A 19,987-nucleotide genomic window follows, 5' to 3' on the forward strand; every position below is an offset into this window, starting at 1 on the left:
CGGTCATTTAGAACTTGTAGTTGGCGCCCAGGTAGAATTGCGAGCTGCTGTGCAGGTCCAGGGAGCCCAGCTTGTTGCCGCCATGCGGGGTCATCTCGGTGCTGGCGTTGGTGCGCAGGTAACGATAGCCGCCTTCGATCGAGGCATTCTTGCTCAGCTCCTGCAGGATACCGGCCTGCAGCCCGGCAGCGTAGCCGACATCGCTGTCGCGCTTGAAGCCCTTGCCGTCCTGTTCCAGCTTGACCAGGCCGAGGGTGGCACCGCCGAACAGCTTGGTGTTGTTGTCGCCGATCGGCAGGAAGGCGTCGTAGCTGCCGAGCAGGTTCTGCTGGCGCAGCTTGTTGCCGCTGCTGGTGTCGGAGATGTTCTCGTAGGTCGCGTAGTAGCGGCCCTGCTCGAACTGCTGGCCGGCGCGGATGCCCCAGGTGCCGGTGTTGTCGATCACCTTGTCGAGGTTCGGGCTGTTCAGGTTGCGGTTCAGCGACTTGGATTTCTGGATGTTGTTGCTGGTCTCGCCCCAGGTCAGGCCGACGAAGTTGTCGGCGGCCTGGACGCCGGCGGCGGAACCCAGCAGGGCGGTGGCGATGAAGAGAGTCTTGAGTGCTTTCATGGTGTTTCTCCGTTCTGCGAGAGTCGTGTCGTTCACGGCTTGCAGAGTACGGACAGGGTACTGAACCGCCCCTGAACGCTTGCTGAACCCGGGCTGAACGACTCGCGTTTGCCGGCGAACGCTCTGTTTCCAGGCTGCCGCGCGCCGGCTCGGCGAGGTTTTTGCCCGTACTGCCAGTAGGGTCTAGGCTTTCTACAGTCGCCTGCACAGAGGCTGGGCCAATGAACGAACAACCCGACCAGGGACGCGTCAAGGGCATGGAAGCCAGGCTCTTCCTGTTTCTCGTGATCTGCCTGTTCCCGCTGCTGTCCGTCGCACTGGTCGGCGGCTTCGGTTTCTGCGTCTGGATGTACCAGCTACTGGCCGGCCCGCCCGGGCCGCCGGCCTGAAGTCGGGTATGAGCAGTCGCCGAGAGCTGTTCCGCCGCCTCGGCGGGCACCCGCCGACGCGGCGCCCGCCGTGGACCGCCGCCGACTTCGCCGCAGGCTGCACAGGCTGCGCCGCCTGCGTCGAGGCCTGCCCGGAAGGCGTGCTGAAGCTCGGCGCCGGTCGGCTCGTCGAACTCGACCTCTCCAGCGCCGGCTGCACGCTGTGCGGGGAATGCGCCAGCCGCTGCGAGGCCGGCCTGTTCGATGGCGCGCGCCCGGCCTTCCCCTGGATCGCCACGATCGGCGAAGCCTGCCTGGCCCTGGCCGGGATCCACTGCCGCAGTTGCCAGGACGCCTGCGAACCCGCCGCGATCCGCTTCCGCCCGGCCCCCGGCGGCGTCGCCCTGGCCGAGCTGGACAGCCAGCGCTGCAACGGCTGCGGCGCCTGCCTGGCGCCCTGTCCGAGCCAGGCCATCCAACTGCGCGCGCTATCCACCAAGGAGTCTCCACGACATGCCTGAAGCCCTGCAGATCGCCAGCCTCATCCTGCATTGCCGACCCGAGCGACTGCCGGCGGTGAAGGCCAACCTGGCGCTGCTCGACGGCCTGGAGATCTACCAGGAAAGCCCGCAGGGCAAGCTGATCCTGGTGCTGGAAGCCGAACGCGAAGAACAGATTCTCGACACCCTGGGCCAGTTGCAGAACCTGCCAGGAGTGCTCAACGCCGTGCTGGTCTACCACGAGATCCTGCACGACGACGATAGCAACGACGCGGCGGCCATGACCGACCGCGCGATACCGTGCTCGCCCGAGGAGACAATCGATGAACCTCACCCGTCGTGAATTCGCCAAGGCCAACGCCGCCGCCATCGCCGCGGCGGCGGCCGGCCTGCCGATCCTGGTCCGCGCCAGCAACCTGGTGACCGAGGCGGACGTCACCAGCCTGGTCTGGAACAAGGCCCCCTGCCGCTTCTGCGGCACCGGTTGCAGCGTGATGGTCGCCACCCGCGACGGCCAGGTGGTGGCCACCCATGGCGACATCAAGGCCGAGGTCAACCGCGGGATCAACTGCGTGAAGGGCTACTTCCTGTCGAAGATCATGTACGGCAGCGACCGCCTGACCCGCCCGCTGCTGCGCATGAAGGACGGCAAGTTCGACAAGCAGGGCGAGTTCCAGCCGATCAGTTGGGAACAGGCCTTCGACATCATGGCCGAGAAGTTCAAGGCCGCGCTCAAGGCCAAGGGACCGGAGTCGGTCGGCATGTTCGGCTCCGGCCAGTGGACGGTCTGGGAAGGCTATGCGGCGAACAAGCTGTTCAAGGCCGGCCTGCGCAGCAACAACATCGACCCCAACGCCCGCCACTGCATGGCCTCGGCGGTGATGGGCTTCATGCGCAGCTTCGGCATGGACGAGCCGATGGGCTGCTACGACGACATCGAGGCCACCGACAGCTTCGTCCTCTGGGGCTCGAACATGGCCGAGATGCACCCGGTGCTCTGGTCGCGGGTCACCGACCGCCGGCTCAGCGCGCCGCAGGTCAAGGTCGCGGTGCTGTCCACCTTCGAGCACCGCAGCTTCGAGCTGGCCGACTTGCCCATGGTGTTCAAGCCGCAGACCGACCTGATCATCCTCAACTATATCGCCAACCACATCATCGAGAGCGGCGCGGTGAACCGCGACTTCGTCGAGCGCCACGTGCGCTTCGCCCATGGCGCCGAGGACATCGGCTACGGCCTGCGCCCGGACGACCCGCTGGAGAAGAAGGCGAAGAACGCCGACAAGGCCAACACCTGGAGCGATATCGACTTCAAGGCCTTCGCCGAGTTCGTCAAGCCCTATACCCTGGAGCGCACCGCGCGCGAAAGCGGCGTGCCGGCCGAGCGGCTGAAGGCCCTCGCCGAACTCTACGCCGACCCCAAGCGCAAGGTGGTGTCGTTCTGGACCATGGGCTTCAACCAGCACACCCGCGGGGTCTGGGCGAACAACCTGATCTACAACATCCACCTGCTCACCGGGAAGATCAGCGAACCGGGCAACAGCCCCTTCTCGCTCACCGGCCAGCCCTCGGCCTGCGGCACCGCGCGCGAGGTCGGCACCTTCTCCCACCGGCTCCCCGCCGACCTGGTGGTGACCAACCCGAAGCACCGGGAAACCGCGGAGAAGATCTGGAAGGTGCCGGCCGGCACCATCCAGGAGAAGGTCGGCTTCCACGCCGTGCAGCAGAGCCGGATGCTCAAGGACGGCGTGCTCAACGTCTACTGGACCCAGGTCAGCAACAACATGCAGGCCGGTCCCAACGTGATGCAGGAAGTGCTGCCCGGCTGGCGCAACCCGGACAACTTCGTGATCGTCTCCGACGTCTACCCCACCGTCTCGGCCCAGGCCGCCGACCTGATCCTGCCCAGCGCCATGTGGGTGGAGAAGGAAGGCGCCTTCGGCAATGCCGAGCGCCGCACGCAGTTCTGGCACCAGTTGGTGAAGGCACCGGGCGAGGCGAAGTCCGACCTCTGGCAGTTGGTGGAATTCTCCAAGCGCTTCACCACCGACGAGGTCTGGCCCGCGGAACTGCTGGCGAAGGCCCCCGAGCTGAAGGGCAAGACCCTCTACGACGTGCTGTTCCGCAACGGCCAGGTCGACCGCTTCCCGGCCAGCGACCTGGCCAAGGGCTACGCCAACGACGAGGTCGACGCATTCGGCTTCTATATCCAGAAGGGTCTGTTCGAGGAATACGCCGCCTTCGGTCGCGGCCACGGCCACGACCTCGCCCCCTTCGACGCCTACCACGAGGCGCGCGGCCTGCGCTGGCCGGTGGTGGACGGCAAGGAGACCCGCTGGCGCTACCGCGAAGGCTACGACCCCTACGTGAGCAAGGGCAGCGGCGTGCAGTTCTATGGCTATCCGGACAAGAAGGCGATCGTCTTCGCCCTGCCCTACGAGCCGCCGGCCGAGGCGCCGGACCAGGACTACCCGTTCTGGCTCGCCACCGGCCGGGTGCTCGAACACTGGCACACCGGGAGCATGACCGCGCGGGTCCCGGAGCTGTACAAGGCGGTGCCCGACGCGCTGGTCTACATGCACCCGGAGGATGCGCGCCAGCTCAAGCTGCGCCGCGGCAGCGAGGTCAAGGTGGTGAGCCGGCGCGGCGAGATCCGCGCGCGGGTCGAGACCCGCGGGCGCAACAAGCCGCCCCAGGGGCTGGTGTTCGTGCCGTTCTTCGACGCCAACAAGCTGATCAACAAGGTCACCCTGGACGCCACCGACCCGATTTCCAAGCAGACCGACTACAAGAAGTGCGCCGTTCGCATCGAACTGCTCAACCTGGCCTGAGGAGCGCGCCATGAAACCTCTGCTGACTGCCCTGCTCCTCGTCCTGCTCGGTGCCCCCGCGGCCTTCGCCGCCGACCTCGGCTACCCGCTGGACGCGCCCGCCCCCGACGGCCGCCGCCCCGGCGGCACGCTGGCCGAAAGCCGCCCCGCGCCGCCGCTGGCGGCCGAGGAAAACAAGGACCTGAAACGCGAGCGCAACTACCCCGAGCAGCCGCCGACCATTCCCCACAGCATCGTCGGCTATCGCATCGACAAGGACAGCAACAAGTGCCTGTCCTGCCACAGCCGCGCCAACAGCGCGCGAACCCAGGCGGTGATGATCAGCATCACCCACTACATGGACCGCGACGGCCAGCCGCTGGCCGCCGTCTCGCCGCGCCGCTACTTCTGCGTGCAGTGCCATGTGCCGCAACAGGACGTAAAGCCGCTGGTCGACAACCGCTTCGAGAACATCGACCAGATCCTCGAGAAAGAAGCCGCCAATGCGGCGCGCAAACCCTGAGGGAGGCCGCATGAAAGCACTCATCGCCTGGCTGGCCGGTTACTGGCGGGTCCTGCGTCGTCCCAGCGTGCATTTCAGCCTGGGCTTCCTCACCCTCGGCGGCTTCATCGCCGGGATCGTCTTCTGGGGCGGCTTCAACACCGCCCTGGAGGCGACCAACACCGAGACCTTCTGCATTTCCTGCCACGAGATGCGCGACAACGTGTTCGTCGAACTCAAGGACACCATCCACTACAGCAACCGTTCCGGAGTCCGCGCCACCTGTCCCGACTGCCACGTGCCACACAAGTGGACCGACAAGATCGCGCGCAAGATGCAGGCCTCCAAGGAGGTCTGGGGCAAGATCTTCGGCACCATCAACACCCGCGAGAAATTCCTCGATCACCGCCGCGAGCTGGCCGAGCACGAATGGGCACGACTCAAGGCCAACGATTCGCTGGAATGCCGCAACTGCCACAACTTCGAGTTCATGGACTTCACCCGGCAGAGCGTGCGCGCGCGGCAGATGCACTCCACCGCCCTGGCCAGCGGCGAAGCCACCTGCATCGACTGCCACAAGGGGATCGCCCACCACCTGCCGGACATGACCGGGGTGAAGGGCTGGTAGCGCCGCCCGCGGACCGGGCGGCGCGGCGCAATCAGGGCTGGGCGCCCTTCAGCGCCTCGAGGATCTTGCGCCCGGCGCGACCGTCGGCCGGGGTCAGGCCGAGGCGCTTCTGCTCGGCCTGGATCGCCTTGCGCGTGCTGGTGCCGATCAGCCCGTCGGCCTCGCCGATGTCGTAGCCGCGCGCCAGCAACGCCTTCTGCAATTGCTTGCGCTCGACCCGGCTGATGCCCGGGTCGTCGGTCGGCCAGGACGCCACCAGGCCGCTGCCGCCGCGCAGGCGGTCGGAAAGCAGGGCGATGGCCAGCGCGTAGCTTTCCGCGGCGTTGTAGGAATAGATCGCATCGTAGTTGCGATAGACCAGGAAGGCCGGGCCCTGGGCCCCGGCCGGCAGGAGGATCGCGGCCTTCTCGTCGCCGCCCGGCAGCGGCTGGCCGTCGACCCGCCTCACCCCACGGGCGACCCAGGCCGACAGCGGCTGGCGCTTGCCGCGCCCGGCCAGGCTGGCGGGGAAGTCGGCCGGCACCTTCACTTCATAGCCCCACGGCTGTCCCGTGCGCCAGCCAGCCTTCTTCAGGTAGTTGGCGGTGGAACCGAGGGCATCCGGCACGCTGCCCACCAGGTCGCGGCGACCGTCGCCGTCGAAGTCCACGGCGATCCGCGCGTAGGTCGATGGCATGAACTGGGTATGGCCGAAGGCCCCGGCCCAGGAGCCGGTGATGCCGGCGTCGCGGATGTCGCCGGCCTGCAACAGCTTCAGGGTGGCGAGGAACTCGCCCTGGAAGAACGACTGGCGGCGCCCGTAGCAGGACAGGGTCGACAGCGAGGTCAGCAGCAGACGCTTGCCGAAGATCCGCCCGTAGTCGCTTTCCACGCCCCACACCGCCACCACCGTGTACTTGTCCACGCCGTAGCGCGCGGCCACCTGGTCGAGCAGCTTGTCGTGCTGGGCGAGCATCGCCTTGCCATCGCTGACCCGCTGCTCGTCCACCAGACCGGCCAGGTAGTCCCACAGCGGGGTGGTGAACTCCGGCTGCGCGTCGAGCAGGTCGAGCACGCTGAGGTCGGCCTGCAGGCCGCTGGTGAAGCGCTCATAACTGTCGGCGGAAATGCCCTGCGCCTGGGCCTTCTTCTGCAGGCCGGCGAGGCAGGAAGGGAAGCTCGAGGCGTCGGGTTGCGCCAGGGCCAGGGCGGGTAGCAGGGCCAGCGAGGAGAGAAGAAGACTGCGCATGGGGTTTCCTTGTACGGTGAACGGTCATCCATGGCACCGGCGGGCTTCCCCCGGCGCCGAAGGCCTGGTGGCCTGTACGGTTGACTCGGTGATCGGCGTTCGACTGGTCGAGTCAGCCACACGGGCCACTAGCCTACCGTCCCGCCGGGTGCGGCGCCATCTCCGCCCTGAAAGGCGGGTGAAACCTTGCTCGGGCAGACTGGCGGCGGAATACGCATGCCGGGTGTCTCGCGGCCGATCCGCCGCGTCACATCCGTGCCCGAACGCGCTGCGCCACCCGCGCGTCCGTTTTCCGGGCACTGGCCGGGCGTTCGCCGGTCCAAGCAGTGTTCCCCGCCTCCGTCCACAAGCCGGAGCCGGCCCCGACGGTCCCAGACCACCGCAGGAAAGCCGGGCGGCCGCCACCCGCCACCGCCCCGGGCTTTCCACCCTCACTACACGTTTCGGAGTACAACCTTGATCCACTGGTTGAGCGACCCGACGTTCTGGACAGCCCTGCTGCAGATCGTCGCCATCGATATCCTCCTGGGCGGCGACAACGCCGTAGTCATCGCCCTCGCCTGCCGGCACCTGCCGGCGCACCGGCGCAAACAGGCGATCTTCGGCGGCGTCGCCGGTGCCATCCTGATCCGCATCCTGCTGCTGTTCTTCGCCCTGCACCTGCTCGACCTGCCCTACCTCAAGGTAATCGGCGCGCTCCTGCTGCTGTGGATCGGCATCAAGCTGCTGCTGCCGGAGGAGGAGAACGGCGACGACATCAAGGGCAGCACCCACCTGCTCGGCGCGATCAAGACCATCATCATCGCCGACGCGGTGATGAGCCTGGACAACGTCATCGCCCTGTCCGCCGCCTCGGCCGGGGATTTCTTCCTGGTCTCCCTGGGCGTGCTGATCAGCATCCCGATCATCGTCTGGGGCAGCCAACTGATCCTGCGCCTGATCGACCGCTTCCCGCTGATCATCCTCTTCGGCGGCGGCCTGCTCGGCTGGATCGCCGGCGGCATGCTGCTCACCGACAGCGCCCTGAAGCCCTGGCTGGCGCCCTACGCGCAATGGGATTCCTACCTGCACTACGGTGCGGCGGCCTTCGGCGCGCTGTTCGTGATCCTCCTCGGCAGCCTCCTGGCGCGCCACCAGTTGAAGCAGCGGCATGCCGCGCCGGCGGACGCCGCCGAAAGCGAAGGCCGCTAAGAGCAACGGGGCGCCCGGGGGCGCCCCGTCCTCTTTCTCCGGCTCAGATATTGGTGCTCGCCGGGATCCGGCTCGGCAACAGGTACTCGTAGGGCCTGCGGCGCGCCTGGTTGCGCGTGCGAATGGTCGCCTCGACCTCCTTCAGGCGTGCCTGGAAGCGCTCCAGCGGGCCGCCGCTGGCGGTCACCCGCCTGTCCGAAAACACCGGCGCGTAGGGGAACCCGGTCTGCCGGTAGTCGCCGAGGCGACCGTGGTAGACCGAACCGAGCAGGTGATAGATGTTCACCTTCTCCAGCGCCACCAGGGTCGGCGGCATCATCTTCAACCAGTCGGCCTCGCTCTTGCCGCTCGGCGAGTCCGGTGCCGGCGCCGCGCTCATGGCGCAGATCGCTGGCGCGTAGGTCATCATCGAAGGCTGGGGAAAATTGACCGCCGCATGCTGCGCGGAGGCGGTGAAGATCACCATGGTCAGCACCTCGACCAGTTGGCTGCGACCGGTGATCGGGCGGAACCCGGCCACCTTGCCGCTGCCGATCACTTCGCCGACCCAGGCCGCCAGTTCGACGTCACCGGTGACGTCGCCGTCGCTGGCGTAGTACACCGCCACGTAGTCGGCCGCCCACTGGCGGATCGCATTCCACACCAGCAGGCCGTCGTCGCGGTAGGGGTAGTCCGGTAACGCGGCCGGGTCGTCGACGTTCCGCGCCTTCAGGCTCTCCGGCAACATGCCGCGGTAGAAGTCGAACCCCAGCCGGTTGCCGCCGGCGGTGGCCTGGGTGTCCTGGATCGGCGCGGCGAACATCACGTCGATGAAGCCCGCGCTGGGCAACAGGATCCGCGCCGCCCCCTCGTTGATGAACAGGGTGCCCTCGAAGTGCGGGGCGAGCAGGACGTGCAGCGGATGGCTGGGCGCCAGGGTGCGCTGGGTGGCCAGGCAGAACGCCTCGCTCACCAGGTGGGTCTGGGCCAGGTGGACGAACATCTCGTGGTAGTTCTCCTCGGCGACCTGGACCACCGTCTTGGCCATCTGCCAACCCCAGTACAGATCACTCTCCGACTCCGCGGGACGCACGAACATCGGATGGGTAGCGGGGTCCTGGCCGCACTGGATGGCCACCGGCAACAGCCTCGCCCGATCCTTGCCAAGGGCGAACAGGGCGATCGGCGCATAGGCGAAGCCCGTCCCGGTGAGCAGTTTGTCCACCGCTCCCGACGGCGCCAGCTTGCCCAGCTCGGCGTAGTCCAGCAGGTACAGGCGGCGGCTGGCGGCGGCCTCCAGCAAGCTGTCGTCGGCGCCCATCACCCGGCGGAACTGCTCTTCGCCCAGCGGAAAGTTGGCCGGCAGCGCATCGACGCGGCGGATCAGCAGCGGATTAGGCCCGGCCACCCGCCAGTAGGCGAACGCTTCGTCGTCACGGAAGCTGTCGGCGACCTCCGGCAGGCGTAGGGTGCCGAACACCGCGCGGAAGCGATTCAGGCCGTCGCCCTGTCCACCCTGGGTAACCAGGTTGCTGGCGCTCTTGAGGATGTCGTCGACCAGCAGGCCGACCCGCGTCAGCAAGGCGATCACCCGCGTCTGCAATTCCGTGAAGCGCAGCAGCAGGCTGCCGGCCGCGGCCGGATCGTTCTTCGCCTCCTCCAGCAACGCCTCGTGGACCTGGCGCGCCGCTTCCAGGTCACCGCTGAGCCCGGCGGCGATCCGCTCGAACTGCGCGGCGGCCGACGCCGGCAACGAGGCGACGAAATTGACGATCAACTCGACGATCACCCCGGCGGTCTTCAACAGCCAGTCGACATTCGGCAACTCGCCCAGCGGCACCGAGCGGGCCATCGGCACGCCTTTGACATTGGCGAAGTTCTCGGTCCAGACATATACCAGTTTCTTGCTGGTCAATACCGCACGCCGCGCCAACTTTCCGGCCAGGTTGTCATATTGCGGCAAACTCGGCGGAATCAGGTTGTCCAGCAAACTTCGCGAGGCATCGATAGATCGCTGTTGTTCCGCCCCGAGGTATTTCAAGGGCGAAAAGAATATCGAGTCATTGGCCAGTGCGGTTCCACTCAGGGCGACACCCGACAAGAGCACACTCCTGCGTTTCATATCATCGACTCCATCAATGCATTAACCAGGAACGACTCGATGCCTGAGCATCGAATCGCTCTTTCAACAGGTTGCGATCAGCTGTAAAGCCCTTCGCCGCTTTCCTTGTTGTAATGCAACGGAACATTGTGGTTGTCGGTCCCGCCGAGAATCTTGCCGACGGTGATCGCCGCCACCGAAGGCACCTGGAAGGCCAGCAGGTCGACCAGCTCGTGGGTACGGTTGAGGCCGATGGCGCTGGCCGCGTTGCCGATGCTGGAGAACAGCGGCGAGTTCAGGAAGGAGTTGGCCGCGTAGACGCCATTGATGATGGCATCGCCCAGGAAAGTCCCGGCGCCAGAAACTTGTTCGATTTCACCCACACTTAGAACCGCCAGGGCATTCACCTGATTTTTCATGTCTGAATCTCCACGTATTCAAATGATCGAAACGAATGGTTCTCGCTGAAAACAGCAAAGAAACCTGTACGTCCGAACTTCTTCGGAACGTGGAGAAAGCAATAGCGAGAGGAAAAATCGGCAATAAGCTGACGCTTCGCACAGTTGACAGGAAAAGCCTGAAACAATAGTTATCCACAATAATTATTGACGGCGAACTTTTGACTTGCAAAGAACTACGCTGGCCAGCAGCAAGAGTGAATTTCATCCAGCCAGGGCTATACCAATCGTGCAAACCCGGAAGGGCGCTGCGCAAAACGTCACATTTATTCGGGGCGATACGCCAAGGCGGCTCCCTGTACTGAAGTACCAGAATCGCCAGATCGCGCGGCCTATTTCCCCTTGGAAAAATACGGATATTTTTTTCCGGGCCAGGTTTTCCTTCTTCCGCGCCTGCCAGATCTGGCAGTTGCGAAGCGCCACGACAACGCGAAGTCCGCGGCGCAGACGCCTCGACCGCTCATTGATGGCTAACGCGCAGCTCGCTGAATGTCGCCCGCCCGCCCTCGCTGGACGGTCCGCGGTTGTCCTGCAGGTAGAGTCCGGCCTTGAAATAAAGGCCCTGGTAGGCCCACTGCGGGTCCAGTTGCTGCTCCAGGGCGCTACCATTCACCGACACGCTGAGCAATCCGCTGCGAGACACGCCGATGCGGTAGCTGAATGACTGGCCGAGAGGAATCCCGTCCATCAGTGTGTAGGCTCTGGTCCCGCCGTCGTCCGGCCGCTCGCGGACCAGCGCCTGGACCCGCCCCTGGTCGAGCCGCAACTGGTAGAGCAGCTTCACCAGCGGCGCGGCCTGGCCGCTATTGCTGCCATCGCTGTGGATCTGGCCGATGATCATGCGCCGGGTCGAGGGCACCGCCTCGATGCGCAGGGTCGCCTCCAGCCAGTTGTCGGCCCTGGCGTAACGCCAGTTGTAGGGCCTGCCGCTGGACAGGGTCTCGCGCAACTCGCTGCGCGGAAACTCGCTGTTGCGCGTGTGGCTGCCGTTCACCGGCACCCAGAAGCGAATGCCGTCGGCGGTGCGCTGGAAATAGTCGCTGCGGTAGTCGCGCTGCAATTGGCTGGTGGAGATGGTGATGGCCGGGCGGCCCTGGGGAATGGTCAGGTTCCAGGTACTCAGGTCAGGCATCCAGACGGTGTCCTAGCGAGGGGAAGGGACTCGCCCATAGGGTAGATGAGCGGCGCACGCTTTGCCTGGCCGAATGGCCCGCGTTTGAGCGGCGCAAGGCCGGCACCGAGGGTTTTCCCCGCGTCCCGCGCACAAGCGTCTATCTTGATCGGGGACCCTTTCACGGAGAGATGCCATGCGCCTGTTCTGCGCCCTGCTGCTCATCGCCTGCGCCGCCAGCGCCCAGGCCGCTATCCAGACCCGCGAGATGCCTTACCGGAGCACAGACGGCACGCGCATGGTCGGCTATTTCGCCTACGACGACAGCAAGCCGGGGATCCGCCCTGGGGTCATCGTGGTCCACGAATGGTGGGGGCTCAACGACTATGCCAAACGCCGCGCCCGCGACCTCGCCGAACTCGGCTACAGCGCCCTGGCCATCGACATGTACGGCGAAGGCAAGCACACCGAGCACCCGCAGGACGCGATGGCCTTCATGCAGGCCGCGACCCGGGATGCCGACGCCGCCAAGGCGCGCTTCCTCGCCGGCCTGGAACTGCTGAAGCGGCAACCGCAGACCGATCCCAGCCAGATCGCCGCGGTCGGCTACTGCTTCGGCGGCAAGATCGTCCTCGACATGGCCCGCCAGGGCCTGCCGCTGGCCGGCGTGGCGAGCTTCCACGGCGCCCTCGGCACCGCCACCCCGGCCAGCAAGGGCAGCGTCAAGGCCAAGATCCTGGTGGAGCACGGCAGCGCCGACAGCCTGGTCCCGGCCAAGGACCTCGACGCCCTGAAACAGGAACTGAACGCCGCCGGCGCCGACTACCGGGTGGTGATCCAGGACGACGCCAAACACGGCTTCACCAACCCCGACGCCGACGCGCACAAGGGCCACGGCCTGGACATCGGCTACGACCGCCAGGCCGACCAGCGCTCCTGGGCAGACCTGCAGGCGTTCCTCAAGGACATCTTCGGGCAGGGTTGAACCCTGCGCCGACGCATAAAAAAACGGGAGTCCCCGGAGGGACTCCCGTCTTGAAAGGTCGAGACAGGACAGTATCCCGTCATCAACAAACAACCTCACCTGCATTCCACAGGAATGCGCGGCGCAGTCTGTCAAAACCGGGCCTCGCGGTCCGTTTTCCTTTGTTGCGCTTTTGCAATCTTGTGTAAGCGCCGCGTGACTGGTGGGCCACGTCGGGAACCGGCACAATGCGCGCCATGAACGACCGTCTCCCCTCCTTCTGCACCCCACTGGACGACCGCTGGCCGCTGCCCGTCGCGCTGCCCGGCGTGCAACTGCGCAGCACCCGCTTCGACCCGGCGCTGCTGCAACCCGGCGACTTCGCCCTGGCCGGCATCCAGCCGCCGGCGAACATCCTCCGCGCGGTGGCCAAGCGCCAGGCCGAGTTTCTCGCCGGGCGCCTCTGCGCACGCGCCGCCCTGTTCGCCCTCGATGGCCGCGCCCAGACGCCGGCCGTCGGCGAGGACCGCGCACCGGTCTGGCCGGCCGCGATCAGCGGCTCGATCACCCATGGCGACCGCTGGGCCGCCGCCCTGGTGGCGGCGCGCGGCGACTGGCGCGGGCTCGGCCTGGACGTGGAAACCCTGCTCGAAGCCGAACGGGCGCGCTACCTGCATGGCGAGATACTCACCGAAGGCGAGCGCCTGCGCTTCGCCGACGACCTGGAGCGACGCACCGGCCTGCTGGTGACCCTGGCGTTCTCGCTGAAGGAAAGCCTGTTCAAGGCGCTCTATCCGCTGGTGGGCAAGCGCTTCTATTTCGAACATGCGGAACTGCTGGAATGGCGCGCCGACGGCCAGGCCCGGCTGCGCCTGCTCACCGACCTGTCGCCGGAGTGGCGCCACGGCAGCGAGCTGGACGCCCAGTTCGCCGTGCTCGACGAACGCCTGCTCAGCCTGGTGGCGGTCGGCGCCTGATCAGGCGTTCCCCGGCGTGCGCCGCGACGGCCGCAGCGCGCGGCCTTCCGCCAGGCGCTCGACGGCGCGGGCGGCGGCGACCATGCCGAAGGTGGCGGTGACCATCATCACCGCGCCGAAGCCGCCGGCGCAGTCCAGCTTCACCCCTTCGCCGACGAAACTCTTCGACTGGCACACCGTGCCGTCCGGCTTCGGGTAGCGCAGTTGTTCGCTGGAGAACACGCAGGGCACGCTGTAGGTGCGCCCCGGCGTGCGCGAGAAGTTGTAGTCGCGGCGCAGGGTGGAACGCACCTTGGCCGCCAGCGGGTCGTTGAAGGTCTTGTTCAGGTCGGCGACCTGGATCTGCGTCGGGTCGACCTGGCCACCGGCGCCGCCGGTGGTGATCACCGGGATCTTGCGCCGCTTGCACCAGGCGATCAGCGCGGCCTTGGCGGCCACGCTATCGATGCAGTCGATCAGGTAGTCGAAGTCGACGATGTACTCGGCCATGGTCTCGCGGGTGACGAAATCGGCCACCGCGTGGACCCGGCAGGCCGGGTTGATGGCCCGGATGCGCGCCGCCATCACCTCGACCTTGGCCTTGCCCACCGAGCCTTCGATGGCATGCACCTGGCGGTTGGTGTTGGTCACGCAGACATCGTCGAGGTCGAACAGGGAAATCTCGCCGACGCCGCTGCGGGCCAGCGCTTCCGCCGCCCAGGAACCGACCCCGCCGATGCCGACCACCGCGACGTGGCTATCGGCCAGGCGTTGCAGCCCCTCGCGACCGTACAACCGGCCGATACCGCCGAAGCGCTGTTCATCCACCTGCATCACCAACCACCTCTGAAACCGAATCGCGGATTGCCGCGCGCATTATAAAAAGCCGCGGCCGCCGCGTCGCCTGCGTTCTTACGGCTCGTCGCGCAGGCCGGACTAGACTTGCAACAGACCCGCCGGCCCGGTGCCTGTACACCCCGGGGGGTGCGGGGTAGCATGCGCCGCCCCGTGTTCAGCGAAACATCCGGAACCTGGTTTCATCTCTATGTCTTCACGCAAGATCGGGCTCAACCTGGTGGTCATCGTCGCCCTGGCCGCCCTCTTCACCGGCATCTGGGCCCTGTACAACCGTCCGGTCAGCGTACCGGACTGGCCGGAACGCATCTCCGGCTTCTCCTTCTCGCCGTTCCGCCTCAACCAGAACCCGCAGAGCGGCCGCTACCCCAGCGCCGAACAGATGCGCACCGACCTGGAACTGGTCGCCCGGCACACCCACAGCATCCGCACCTATTCGGTCCAGGGCGCGCTCGGCGACATCCCGGCGCTGGCCGAGGCGTTCGGCCTGCGCGTCAGCCTGGGCATCTGGCTCGGCCCGGACCTGGCCAGCAACGAGGCCGAGATCGCCCGCGCCATCCGCATCGCCAACGAGTCGCCGAGCGTGGTGCGAGTGATAGTCGGCAACGAGGCGCTGTTCCGCCGCGAGGTGACGGCGGAACAGTTGATCGCCTACCTCGACCGGGTCCGCGCGGCGGTCAAGGTTCCGGTGACCACCGCCGAACAGTGGCACGTCTACCGCGAACACCCGGAACTGGCGCAACACGTCGACCTGATCGCCGCCCACGTCCTGCCCTACTGGGAGGCCACGCCGGTGGCCGACGCGGTGGACTTCGTGCTCGAACGCGCGCGCGAACTCAAGGCCGCCTTCCCGAGGAAGCCGCTGCTGCTCGCCGAGGTCGGCTGGCCGAGCAACGGGCGCATGCGCGGCAGCGCCGAGGCGACACCCGCGGACCAGGCCATCTACCTGCGGCGCCTGACCAACGCGCTCAACGGCGAAGGCTACAGCTACTTCGTCATCGAAGCCTTCGACCAGCCCTGGAAGGTCAGCGCCGAAGGCTCGGTGGGCGCCTACTGGGGCGTCTACAACGCCGACCGCAAGGCCAAGTTCAACTTCACCGGGCCGGTGGTGCCGATTCCCAAGTGGCGCGCCCTGGCCATCGCCTCGGCGGTACTCGCGGTACTCGCCTTCACCCTGCTGCTGATCGACAGTTCCTCGCTGCGCCAGCGCGGGAGGACCTTCCTCGCCGTGGTCTCGTTCGCCTGCGCCTCGGTGCTGGTGTGGATCGCCTACGACTACAGCCAGCAGTACAGCACCTGGTTCAGCCTGACCGTCGGCGCGTTGCTGGGCGTCGGCGCGCTGGGGGTGGTCATCGTGCTGTTCACCGAGGCCCACGAGCTGGCCGAGGCGGTCTGGACGCGCAAGCGGCGCCGGCCATTCCTGCCGATCACCGCCGCGCAGGCCTATCGGCCCAAGGTGTCGATCCACGTGCCCTGCTACAACGAGCCGCCGGAACTGCTGAAGCAGACCCTCGACGCCCTTGCCCGCCTCGACTACCCGGACTACGAAGTCCTGGTGATCGACAACAACACCCGCGACCCGGCCGTCTGGCAGCCGGTCGAGGCGCACTGCGCGCGCCTGGGCGAGCGCTTCCGCTTCTTCCACGTCGCCCCGCTGGAAGGCTTCAAGGCCGGCGCGCTGAACTTCGCCCTGGGCCACGTGGCGGCGGACGTCGAGGTGGTCGCGGTGATCGACGCCGACTACTGCGTCGACCCCGACTGGCTCAGGCACATGGTGCCGCACTTCGGCGACCCGCGGATCGCCGTGGTGCAGTCGCCGCAGGACTACCGCGACCAGCACGAGAGCGCCTTCAAGCGGCTCTGCTACGCCGAGTACAAGGGCTTCTTCCACATCGGCATGGTCACCCGCAACGACCGCGACGCGATCATCGAGCACGGCACCATGACCATGATCCGGCGCAGCGTGCTGGACGAGCTGAGATGGCCGGAATGGTGCATCACCGAGGACGCCGAGCTGGGCCTGCGGGTGTTCGAGAAGGGCCTGTCGGCCGCCTACTTCGAGCGCAGCTACGGCAAGGGGGTGATGCCCGATACCTTCATCGACTTCAAGAAGCAGCGCTTCCGCTGGGCCTACGGCGCGATCCAGATCATGAAGCGGCATACCGACGCCCTGCTGCGCGGCCGCGGTCCCGACGGCAGCCGCCTGACCCGCGGCCAGCGCTACCACTTCGTGGCCGGCTGGCTGCCGTGGATCGCCGACGGCCTGAACATCTTCTTCACCCTCGGCGCGCTGCTCTGGTCGGCGGCGATGATCATCGTGCCCAAGCGCGTCGACCCGCCGCTGCTGATCTTCGCGATCCTGCCGCTGGCCCTGTTCGTCTTCAAGGTCGGCAAGATCCTCTTCCTCTACCGGCGCACCGTCGGCGTCGACCTGCGCGACTCGTTCTTCGCCGCCCTCGCCGGCCTGTCGCTCTCGCACACCATTGCCAAGGCGGTGCTGTACGGCTTCGTCACCCGCGGCATCCCGTTCTTCCGCACGCCGAAGATGCGCTCCAGCCACGGCCTGCTGGTGGCCCTGGCGGAGGCCCGCGAGGAAGTCTTCGTGATGCTCCTGCTGTGGGGCGCGGCGGCCGGCATCGTGGCGGTTCAGGGCGTGCCGAGCCGCGACCTGCTGATCTGGGTCGCCATGCTCCTGGTGCAATCGCTGCCCTACCTGGCGGCGCTGGTCATGGCCCTGCTCTCGTCGCTGCCGAAACCGCGCGAGGAACTGGCCGGCGGCGCCGAGCGGATCGGCGGTTGAGGTCGAGCGAGGCGTCGGGACAGCCGGCTCCGCTCGCCTAAACGGCGTCCCTTCGCCCGCGTTTATGCTTTAAGATTCCCCCTTTCCGCTCGACCCGCTCAGGATGCCCTCCCCATGACCGCCTCTTCGCCGAGTCTCTCGCCGACCCTCGAACTCGCCTGCGAGTTGATCCGCCGCCCCTCCGTCACGCCGCTCGACGCCGACTGCCAGGCCCTGATGATGCGCCGCCTGGAAGCCGCCGGCTTCGCCCTGGAGCCGATGCGCATCGAGGAGGTGGACAACTTCTGGGCACGGCGCGGCGGCGACGGCCCGGTGCTGTGCTTCGCCGGGCACACCGACGTGGTCCCCACCGGCCCGCTGCAGGCCTGGCAGCACCAACCCTTCGACGCCCTGATCGACGACCAGGGCATGCTCTGCGGGCGCGGCGCGGCGGACATGAAAGGCAGCCTGGCGTCGATGATCGTCGCCGTCGAGCGCTTCGTCGCCGACCACCCGGAGCACAAGGGTGCCATCGCCTTCCTCATCACCAGCGACGAGGAAGGCCCGGCCCACCACGGCACCAAGGCGGTGGTCGAACGCCTCGCCGCACGCGGCGAGCGCCTGGACTGGTGCATCGTCGGCGAACCGTCGAGCACCAGCCTGGTCGGCGACGTGGTGAAGAACGGCCGCCGCGGCTCCCTCGGCGCCAAGCTGACCATCCGCGGCGTACAGGGCCATGTGGCCTACCCGCACCTGGCGAAGAACCCGATCCACCTGGCCGCCCCGGCGCTGGCCGAACTGGCGGCGGAACACTGGGACGACGGCAATGCCTTCTTCCCGCCGACCAGCTTCCAGGTTTCCAACCTGAACTCCGGCACCGGCGCCACCAACGTCATCCCCGGCGAACTGACCGCGCTGTTCAACTTCCGCTTCTCCACCGAATCCACCGTCGAAGGCCTGCAGAAACGCGTCGAGGCGATCCTCGACAAGCACGGCCTGGACTGGCACGTCGAATGGGCGCTGTCCGGCCTGCCGTTCCTCACCGAGCCGGGCGAACTGCTCGATGCGGTGGCCGCCAGCATCAGGGCGGTCACCGGTCGCGAGACCCAGCCCTCGACCAGCGGCGGCACCTCCGACGGACGCTTCATCGCCACCATGGGCACCCAGGTGGTCGAACTCGGCCCGGTCAACGCCACCATCCACCAGGTCAACGAGCGGGTCCTGGCCAGCGACCTGGAACTGCTCACCGAAATCTACTACCAGACCCTGGTGAGGCTGCTCGCCTGATGCTGATCTGCCCGCTCTGCTCCGCCGCCCTGGGCGAGGTCGACAACGGCGTCGCCTGCCCCGCCGGGCACCGCTTCGACCGCGCCCGCCAGGGTTACCTGAACCTGCTGCCGGTGCAGCACAAGAAAAGCCTCGATCCGGGCGACAACGCCGCCATGGTCGAGGCCCGTCGCCAGTTCCTCGGCGCCGGCCACTACGCGCCGCTGGCCCGGCGCCTGGCCGAACTGGCCGCCGAACGCGCGCCGCGACGCTGGCTGGATATCGGTTGCGGCGAGGGCTACTACAGCGCCCGGCTCGGCGAAGCCCTGGCCGGCGCCGAAGGCTATGCCCTGGATATCTCCCGCGAGGCGGTGAAACGCGCCTGCCGCCGCGCGCCGCAGTTGTCCTGGCTGGTGGCGAGCATGGCCCGGCTGCCGCTGGCCGACGCCAGTTGCGAGCTGATCGCCAGCGTGTTCAGCCCCATCGACTGGAACGAAGCCGTGCGCGTCCTCGCCCCCGGCGGCGGCGTACTGCGCCTGGGCCCGGCCAGCGCGCACCTGCTGGAACTGCGCCAGCGGCTCTATGACGACGTGCGCGACTACGCCGACGACAAGCACCTCGCCAGCCTGCCCGCGCAACTGCGCCTGCGCCACACCGAGACCCTCGAGTTTCGCCTGGCGCTGGACAGCTACGACGCGCGGGAAAACCTCCTGGCCATGACCCCGCACGGCTGGCGGGTCAACCCCGAGCGCCGCGCGCGAATCCTGGCCGAACCCTTCGAAGTCAGCGTGGCGGTGCGCTACGATTGGCTGCAACGCGACTGACCGTCCCCGAGGACCCCATGCGCCAACCGGATATCGAGATCTACCTGAAAGACGCCGAGCACGCGGCCGTCGCCGCCTGGCTGGAACAGGCGCTGGGGCCCTGCGGCCCATGGCAGGAGCGCGGCCAGACCCTCAAGTGCACCGCCCGCGGCGAGCACGGCGCGGTGCGCGTCACCTGGCTGCCGAAGGCGGTGGGCAAGTGGCACAGCCTGTTCTTGGAGAGCGACAGCACGCCCTGGGACGACGACCTCGCCTGCGCCAGGGCCGCGCATGCCGCGCTCGGCGTGGAGATCCGCTGCGCGCCGGGCGGCTGGGAGGAAAACCAGGGCGAAGAGGACGCCGACCGCTGGCTGCGGGTCGACGCCGGGGGCGTCGAGGAAATTACCTGGCGCACCGCCTGAACGACGAAAACCCCGCGCTGCGAGGGGCCGCCCAACGGGGGCCTGGCGGGGTGGAGGCGCTGGATGACAAAAGCCCGTCTCGCGACGGGCTTTTGCTTGCGGGAATCAGACCTTGGAGACGTCTTCCGCTTGCAGGCCTTTCTGGCCCTGGATCACCGAGAATTCCACTTTCTGGCCTTCCACCAGGGAGCGGTGACCCTCGCCGCGGATGGCGCGGTAGTGAACGAACACGTCCGGACCGCTATCGCGTTGAATGAATCCATAACCTTTGGCGTCATTGAACCACTTGACGGTTCCGACCTCACGATCAGCCATTACCACACTCTCCAACTTGCAATTTTTTATAAGTGGCCTTCCCAATCCGGGAAGACTTCGACGGTTCGGCTGCGCAACGCTGTTCTTGTTATCCGACCCCGGCAAAATGCCGTTGGAGCGGGCATTTCGAATGGCGTTCCACTA

General features: G+C 67.2%; 20 protein-coding genes. 13 read left to right on the plus strand and 7 right to left on the minus strand.

Going from position 1 to position 19,987, the window contains the following annotated elements; translation table 11 throughout:
• Positions 1 to 7: 7 nt before the first annotated feature.
• Complete coding sequence (locus LJF27_RS08430; RefSeq protein WP_003082431.1) at positions 8 to 610, minus strand: outer membrane protein; 603 nt, start codon at positions 608 to 610, stop codon at positions 8 to 10.
• Positions 611 to 831: 221 nt separating this feature from the next.
• Here LJF27_RS08430 and napE point away from each other — a divergent pair, with 221 nt between their 5' ends.
• The 6 genes from napE to LJF27_RS08460 are packed head-to-tail and all read left to right on the plus strand — an operon-like array spanning position 832 to position 5,415.
• The gene (gene napE, locus LJF27_RS08435; RefSeq protein WP_003082429.1) at positions 832 to 999 is read left to right on the plus strand and encodes a periplasmic nitrate reductase, NapE protein; all 168 of its coding nucleotides are present in this window, start codon (positions 832 to 834) and stop codon (positions 997 to 999) included.
• Positions 1,000 to 1,007: 8 nt separating this feature from the next.
• Complete coding sequence (gene napF, locus LJF27_RS08440) at positions 1,008 to 1,499, plus strand: ferredoxin-type protein NapF (protein WP_003116340.1); 492 nt, start codon at positions 1,008 to 1,010, stop codon at positions 1,497 to 1,499.
• Entirely contained in the window at positions 1,492 to 1,821 is a 330-nt protein-coding gene (locus LJF27_RS08445; RefSeq protein WP_003082422.1) for a chaperone NapD, read from the plus strand. The genes napF and LJF27_RS08445 overlap by 8 nt, the downstream gene beginning before the upstream one ends.
• Complete coding sequence (gene napA / locus LJF27_RS08450) at positions 1,802 to 4,306, plus strand: nitrate reductase catalytic subunit NapA (RefSeq protein WP_003107632.1); 2,505 nt, start codon at positions 1,802 to 1,804, stop codon at positions 4,304 to 4,306. Before LJF27_RS08445 ends, napA begins: the two co-directional genes overlap by 20 nt.
• 10 nt (positions 4,307 to 4,316) lie before the next feature.
• The gene (locus tag LJF27_RS08455) at positions 4,317 to 4,808 is read left to right on the plus strand and encodes a nitrate reductase cytochrome c-type subunit (RefSeq protein WP_003082414.1); all 492 of its coding nucleotides are present in this window, start codon (positions 4,317 to 4,319) and stop codon (positions 4,806 to 4,808) included.
• Positions 4,809 to 4,818: 10 nt separating this feature from the next.
• Complete coding sequence (locus LJF27_RS08460; protein ID WP_003082412.1) at positions 4,819 to 5,415, plus strand: cytochrome c3 family protein; 597 nt, start codon at positions 4,819 to 4,821, stop codon at positions 5,413 to 5,415.
• 31 nt (positions 5,416 to 5,446) lie between these two features.
• On the opposite strand, the gene LJF27_RS08465 is transcribed toward LJF27_RS08460, so the two are convergent.
• Complete coding sequence (locus LJF27_RS08465) at positions 5,447 to 6,643, minus strand: lytic murein transglycosylase (protein ID WP_023116690.1); 1,197 nt, start codon at positions 6,641 to 6,643, stop codon at positions 5,447 to 5,449.
• A gap of 456 nt (positions 6,644 to 7,099) precedes the next feature.
• On the opposite strand from LJF27_RS08465, the gene LJF27_RS08470 reads away from it, so the two are divergent.
• Positions 7,100 to 7,834, plus strand: coding sequence for a TerC family protein (locus LJF27_RS08470; protein WP_023116691.1), 735 nt, complete (start codon positions 7,100 to 7,102; stop codon positions 7,832 to 7,834).
• Positions 7,835 to 7,877: 43 nt separating this feature from the next.
• On the opposite strand, the gene LJF27_RS08475 is transcribed toward LJF27_RS08470, so the two are convergent.
• From LJF27_RS08475 to LJF27_RS08485, 3 genes are all read right to left on the minus strand, one after another.
• Positions 7,878 to 9,935 (minus strand): lipoxygenase family protein, encoded by a 2,058-nt coding sequence (locus LJF27_RS08475; RefSeq protein ID WP_003123135.1) that lies wholly within the window; start codon positions 9,933 to 9,935, stop codon positions 7,878 to 7,880.
• A 77-nt stretch (positions 9,936 to 10,012) separates the two neighbouring features.
• A complete protein-coding gene (locus LJF27_RS08480; RefSeq protein ID WP_003082401.1) occupies positions 10,013 to 10,333 on the minus strand; it encodes a hypothetical protein in 321 nt (106 codons plus the stop codon).
• Positions 10,334 to 10,832: 499 nt separating this feature from the next.
• Positions 10,833 to 11,504 (minus strand): polysaccharide lyase family 7 protein, encoded by a 672-nt coding sequence (locus LJF27_RS08485; RefSeq protein ID WP_003082396.1) that lies wholly within the window; start codon positions 11,502 to 11,504, stop codon positions 10,833 to 10,835.
• A 175-nt stretch (positions 11,505 to 11,679) separates the two neighbouring features.
• Here LJF27_RS08485 and LJF27_RS08490 point away from each other — a divergent pair, with 175 nt between their 5' ends.
• Positions 11,680 to 12,468 carry a dienelactone hydrolase family protein gene (locus LJF27_RS08490; RefSeq protein WP_023116692.1) on the plus strand — a complete coding sequence of 263 codons (789 nt, stop codon included), beginning with the start codon at positions 11,680 to 11,682 and terminating at the stop codon, positions 12,466 to 12,468.
• 227 nt (positions 12,469 to 12,695) lie between these two features.
• Complete coding sequence (locus LJF27_RS08495) at positions 12,696 to 13,424, plus strand: 4'-phosphopantetheinyl transferase family protein (protein WP_003082383.1); 729 nt, start codon at positions 12,696 to 12,698, stop codon at positions 13,422 to 13,424.
• On the opposite strand, the gene tcdA is transcribed toward LJF27_RS08495, so the two are convergent.
• Positions 13,425 to 14,237: a tRNA cyclic N6-threonylcarbamoyladenosine(37) synthase TcdA gene (gene tcdA / locus LJF27_RS08500; protein WP_003086553.1), complete on the minus strand. Its 813-nt coding sequence runs from the start codon at positions 14,235 to 14,237 to the stop codon at positions 13,425 to 13,427.
• 211 nt (positions 14,238 to 14,448) lie between these two features.
• Between tcdA and ndvB the strand changes: the two genes are divergently transcribed.
• From ndvB to LJF27_RS08520, 4 genes are all read left to right on the plus strand, one after another.
• On the plus strand, positions 14,449 to 17,058 hold the full coding sequence (ndvB, locus tag LJF27_RS08505; RefSeq protein ID WP_016253717.1) for a glycosyltransferase NdvB: 2,610 nt from the start codon (positions 14,449 to 14,451) through the stop codon (positions 17,056 to 17,058).
• A gap of 114 nt (positions 17,059 to 17,172) precedes the next feature.
• Positions 17,173 to 18,324, plus strand: a complete 1,152-nt coding sequence (gene dapE, locus LJF27_RS08510; RefSeq protein WP_003082377.1) for a succinyl-diaminopimelate desuccinylase — start codon at positions 17,173 to 17,175, stop codon at positions 18,322 to 18,324.
• Positions 18,324 to 19,127, plus strand: a complete 804-nt coding sequence (locus tag LJF27_RS08515; protein WP_014603168.1) for a putative RNA methyltransferase — start codon at positions 18,324 to 18,326, stop codon at positions 19,125 to 19,127. Before dapE ends, LJF27_RS08515 begins: the two co-directional genes overlap by 1 nt.
• A gap of 17 nt (positions 19,128 to 19,144) precedes the next feature.
• Positions 19,145 to 19,528 carry a hypothetical protein gene (locus LJF27_RS08520; RefSeq protein ID WP_003163102.1) on the plus strand — a complete coding sequence of 128 codons (384 nt, stop codon included), beginning with the start codon at positions 19,145 to 19,147 and terminating at the stop codon, positions 19,526 to 19,528.
• 105 nt (positions 19,529 to 19,633) lie between these two features.
• Here the strand turns inward: LJF27_RS08520 and LJF27_RS08525 are convergent, their stop codons facing one another.
• Entirely contained in the window at positions 19,634 to 19,843 is a 210-nt protein-coding gene (locus tag LJF27_RS08525) for a cold-shock protein (RefSeq protein ID WP_003082372.1), read from the minus strand.
• Between the last annotated feature and the right edge of the window lie 144 nt (positions 19,844 to 19,987).

It is taken from the genome of Pseudomonas sp. 203-8 (assembly GCF_020708595.1).
Lineage (GTDB): Bacteria > Pseudomonadota > Gammaproteobacteria > Pseudomonadales > Pseudomonadaceae > Pseudomonas > Pseudomonas aeruginosa.

Bases quoted from the DNA above. Each gene is read 5' to 3' on its own strand.
- LJF27_RS08430 (WP_003082431.1), bottom strand. From the start codon at position 610: ATGAAAGCACTCAAGACTCTCTTCATCGCCACCGCCCTGCTGGGTTCC.
- napE (WP_003082429.1), top strand. From the start codon at position 832: ATGAACGAACAACCCGACCAGGGACGCGTCAAGGGCATGGAAGCCAGG.
- napF (WP_003116340.1), top strand. From the start codon at position 1,008: ATGAGCAGTCGCCGAGAGCTGTTCCGCCGCCTCGGCGGGCACCCGCCG.
- LJF27_RS08445 (WP_003082422.1), top strand. From the start codon at position 1,492: ATGCCTGAAGCCCTGCAGATCGCCAGCCTCATCCTGCATTGCCGACCC.
- napA (WP_003107632.1), top strand. From the start codon at position 1,802: ATGAACCTCACCCGTCGTGAATTCGCCAAGGCCAACGCCGCCGCCATC.
- LJF27_RS08455 (WP_003082414.1), top strand. From the start codon at position 4,317: ATGAAACCTCTGCTGACTGCCCTGCTCCTCGTCCTGCTCGGTGCCCCC.
- LJF27_RS08460 (WP_003082412.1), top strand. From the start codon at position 4,819: ATGAAAGCACTCATCGCCTGGCTGGCCGGTTACTGGCGGGTCCTGCGT.
- LJF27_RS08465 (WP_023116690.1), bottom strand. From the start codon at position 6,643: ATGCGCAGTCTTCTTCTCTCCTCGCTGGCCCTGCTACCCGCCCTGGCC.
- LJF27_RS08475 (WP_003123135.1), bottom strand. From the start codon at position 9,935: ATGAAACGCAGGAGTGTGCTCTTGTCGGGTGTCGCCCTGAGTGGAACC.
- LJF27_RS08480 (WP_003082401.1), bottom strand. From the start codon at position 10,333: ATGAAAAATCAGGTGAATGCCCTGGCGGTTCTAAGTGTGGGTGAAATC.
- LJF27_RS08485 (WP_003082396.1), bottom strand. From the start codon at position 11,504: ATGCCTGACCTGAGTACCTGGAACCTGACCATTCCCCAGGGCCGCCCG.
- LJF27_RS08490 (WP_023116692.1), top strand. From the start codon at position 11,680: ATGCGCCTGTTCTGCGCCCTGCTGCTCATCGCCTGCGCCGCCAGCGCC.
- LJF27_RS08495 (WP_003082383.1), top strand. From the start codon at position 12,696: ATGCGCGCCATGAACGACCGTCTCCCCTCCTTCTGCACCCCACTGGAC.
- tcdA (WP_003086553.1), bottom strand. From the start codon at position 14,237: ATGCAGGTGGATGAACAGCGCTTCGGCGGTATCGGCCGGTTGTACGGT.
- ndvB (WP_016253717.1), top strand. From the start codon at position 14,449: ATGTCTTCACGCAAGATCGGGCTCAACCTGGTGGTCATCGTCGCCCTG.
- dapE (WP_003082377.1), top strand. From the start codon at position 17,173: ATGACCGCCTCTTCGCCGAGTCTCTCGCCGACCCTCGAACTCGCCTGC.
- LJF27_RS08515 (WP_014603168.1), top strand. From the start codon at position 18,324: ATGCTGATCTGCCCGCTCTGCTCCGCCGCCCTGGGCGAGGTCGACAAC.
- LJF27_RS08520 (WP_003163102.1), top strand. From the start codon at position 19,145: ATGCGCCAACCGGATATCGAGATCTACCTGAAAGACGCCGAGCACGCG.
- LJF27_RS08525 (WP_003082372.1), bottom strand. From the start codon at position 19,843: ATGGCTGATCGTGAGGTCGGAACCGTCAAGTGGTTCAATGACGCCAAA.